The organism is Enterococcus pernyi, assembly GCF_045371165.1.
GTDB lineage: Bacteria > Bacillota > Bacilli > Lactobacillales > Enterococcaceae > Enterococcus_B > Enterococcus_B pernyi.
In genome coordinates, this window is record NZ_JBIQDM010000022.1 from 1 (window position 1) to 3,132 (window position 3,132).

Genomic DNA, 3,132 nt, shown 5'->3' on the forward strand with positions numbered 1-3,132 from the left:
GCGTGGCGGCGTCCTACTCTCACAAGGGGCAACCCCTCACTACAATCGGCGCTAAGAAGCTTAACTTCTGTGTTCGGCATGGTTACAGGTGTATCCTTCTCGCCATCGCCACCACACTTGGTGTTATCTATGTTTGAGTAAATCTTGTTCACTCAAAACTGGATTTGAAGTATCAGTAAGAAACTCTCCGAGTTTTTCATTTTATTTTGGTTAAGTCCTCGATCGATTAGTATCAGTCCGCTCCATACATCACTGTACTTCCACTCCTGACCTATCTACCTGATCATCTCTCAGGGATCTTACTTTCTTAAAGAAATGGGAAATCTCATCTTGAGGTGGGCTTCACACTTAGATGCTTTCAGCGTTTATCCCTTCCCTACATAGCTACCCAGCAATGCCCTTGGCAGAACAACTGGTACACCAGCGGTAAGTCCATCCCGGTCCTCTCGTACTAAGGACAGCTCCTCTCAAATTTCCAACGCCCGCGACGGATAGGGACCGAACTGTCTCACGACGTTCTGAACCCAGCTCGCGTGCCGCTTTAATGGGCGAACAGCCCAACCCTTGGGACCGACTACAGCCCCAGGATGCGACGAGCCGACATCGAGGTGCCAAACCTCCCCGTCGATGTGGACTCTTGGGGGAGATAAGCCTGTTATCCCCAGGGTAGCTTTTATCCGTTGAGCGATGGCCCTTCCATGCGGAACCACCGGATCACTAAGCCCGACTTTCGTCCCTGCTCGACTTGTAGGTCTCGCAGTCAAGCTCCCTTCTGCCTTTACACTCTTCGAATGATTTCCAACCATTCTGAGGGAACCTTTGGGCGCCTCCGTTACTCTTTAGGAGGCGACCGCCCCAGTCAAACTGCCCATCTGACACTGTCTCCCACCACGATAAGTGGTGCGGGTTAGAGTGGCCATAACGCAGGGGTAGTATCCCACCAGCGCCTCCATCGAAACTAGCGTTCCGATTTCTACGGCTCCTACCTATCCTGTACATGCGGTACAGACACTCAATATCAAACTACAGTAAAGCTCCATGGGGTCTTTCCGTCCTGTCGCGGGTAACCTGCATCTTCACAGGTACTAAAATTTCACCGAGTCTCTCGTTGAGACAGTGCCCAAATCGTTACGCCTTTCGTGCGGGTCGGAACTTACCCGACAAGGAATTTCGCTACCTTAGGACCGTTATAGTTACGGCCGCCGTTTACTGGGGCTTCAATTCGTACCTTCGCTTACGCTAAGCACTCCTCTTAACCTTCCAGCACCGGGCAGGCGTCAGCCCCTATACTTCATCTTACGATTTTGCAGAGACCTGTGTTTTTGATAAACAGTCGCTTGGGCCTATTCACTGCGGCTGATCTGACGATCAGCACCCCTTCTCCCGAAGTTACGGGGTCATTTTGCCGAGTTCCTTAACGAGAGTTCTCTCGCTCACCTTAGGATTCTCTCCTCGACTACCTGTGTCGGTTTGCGGTACGGGTCGTTGTTTTCTCACTAGAAGCTTTTCTCGGCAGTGTGACGTCAGGAACTTCGGTACTATTATTTCCCTCCCCATCACAGCTTGTCCTTAAAGTTAGAAGCATTTGACTCCTATCAAGACTTACTGCTTGGACAGACATTTCCGATCGTCTGCATTCCTTAGCCTCCTGCGTCCCTCCATTGCTCAAACAAAAACAACGAGTACAGGAATATCAACCTGTTGTCCATCGCCTACGCCTGTCGGCCTCGGCTTAGGTCCCGACTAACCCTGGGCGGACGAGCCTTCCCCAGGAAACCTTAGTCATTCGGTGGACAGGATTCTCACCTGTCTTTCGCTACTCATACCGGCATTCTCACTTCTAAGCGCTCCAGCAGTCCTCACGATCTACCTTCAACGCCCTTAGAACGCTCTCCTACCAATACACCTAAAGGTGTACTCCACAGCTTCGGTAATATGTTTAGCCCCGGTACATTTTCGGCGCAGGGTCACTCGACTAGTGAGCTATTACGCACTCTTTAAATGGTGGCTGCTTCTAAGCCAACATCCTAGTTGTCTGTGCAACCCCACATCCTTTTCCACTTAACATATATTTTGGGACCTTAGCTGGTGGTCTGGGCTGTTTCCCTTTCGACTATGGATCTTATCACTCACAGTCTGACTCCCGGATATGAATGAATGGCATTCGGAGTTTATCTGAATTCGGTAACCCGAGATGGGCCCCTAGTCCAAACAGTGCTCTACCTCCATCATTCTCAATTCCGAGGCTAGCCCTAAAGCTATTTCGGAGAGAACCAGCTATCTCCAAGTTCGTTTGGAATTTCTCCGCTACCCACACCTCATCCCCGCACTTTTCAACGTACGTGGGTTCGGTCCTCCAGTGCGTTTTACCGCACCTTCAACCTGGACATGGGTAGATCACATGGTTTCGGGTCTACGACTACATACTCAAACGCCCTATTCAGACTCGCTTTCGCTGCGGCTCCGTCTCTTCAACTTAACCTCGCATGCAATCGTAACTCGCCGGTTCATTCTACAAAAGGCACGCCATCACCCATTAACGGGCTTTGACTTGTTGTAGGCACACGGTTTCAGGTTCTATTTCACTCCCCTTCCGGGGTGCTTTTCACCTTTCCCTCACGGTACTGGTTCACTATCGGTCACTAGGGAGTATTTAGCCTTGGGAGATGGTCCTCCCGGATTCCGACGGAATTCCTCGTGTTCCGCCGTACTCAGGATCCTCCTAGGTGCCTTCCAAATTTCATCTACGGGGCTTTCACCCTCTCTGACTGACTTTTCCAAGTCATTCGACTATCTGAAAGAACTACCATATTGGAGTCCTACAACCCCAATGAGCAAGCTCATTGGTTTGGGCTTTTCCCGTTTCGCTCGCCGCTACTCAGGGAATCGAATTTTCTTTCTCTTCCTGCAGGTACTTAGATGTTTCAGTTCTCTGCGTCTACCTCGTATACGCTATGTATTCACGTATACGTAACATCCTATAAAAGATGCTGGGTTCCCCCATTCGGAAATCTCTGGATCATAGCTTACGTACAGCTCCCCAAAGCATATCGGTGTTAGTCCCGTCCTTCATCGGCTCCTAGTGCCAAGGCATCCACCGTGCGCCCTTATTCACTTAACCTTATCAACCTT

At 50.4% G+C, this 3,132-nt stretch carries 2 rRNA genes; both read right to left on the reverse strand.

The annotated features are described in order from the left end of the window. A 5S ribosomal RNA gene (gene rrf / locus ACH0AK_RS14855) occupies positions 1–116 on the reverse strand. A gap of 90 nt (positions 117–206) precedes the next feature. Next, a 23S ribosomal RNA gene (locus ACH0AK_RS14860) occupies positions 207–3,121 on the reverse strand. Positions 3,122–3,132: the final 11 nt, after the last annotated feature.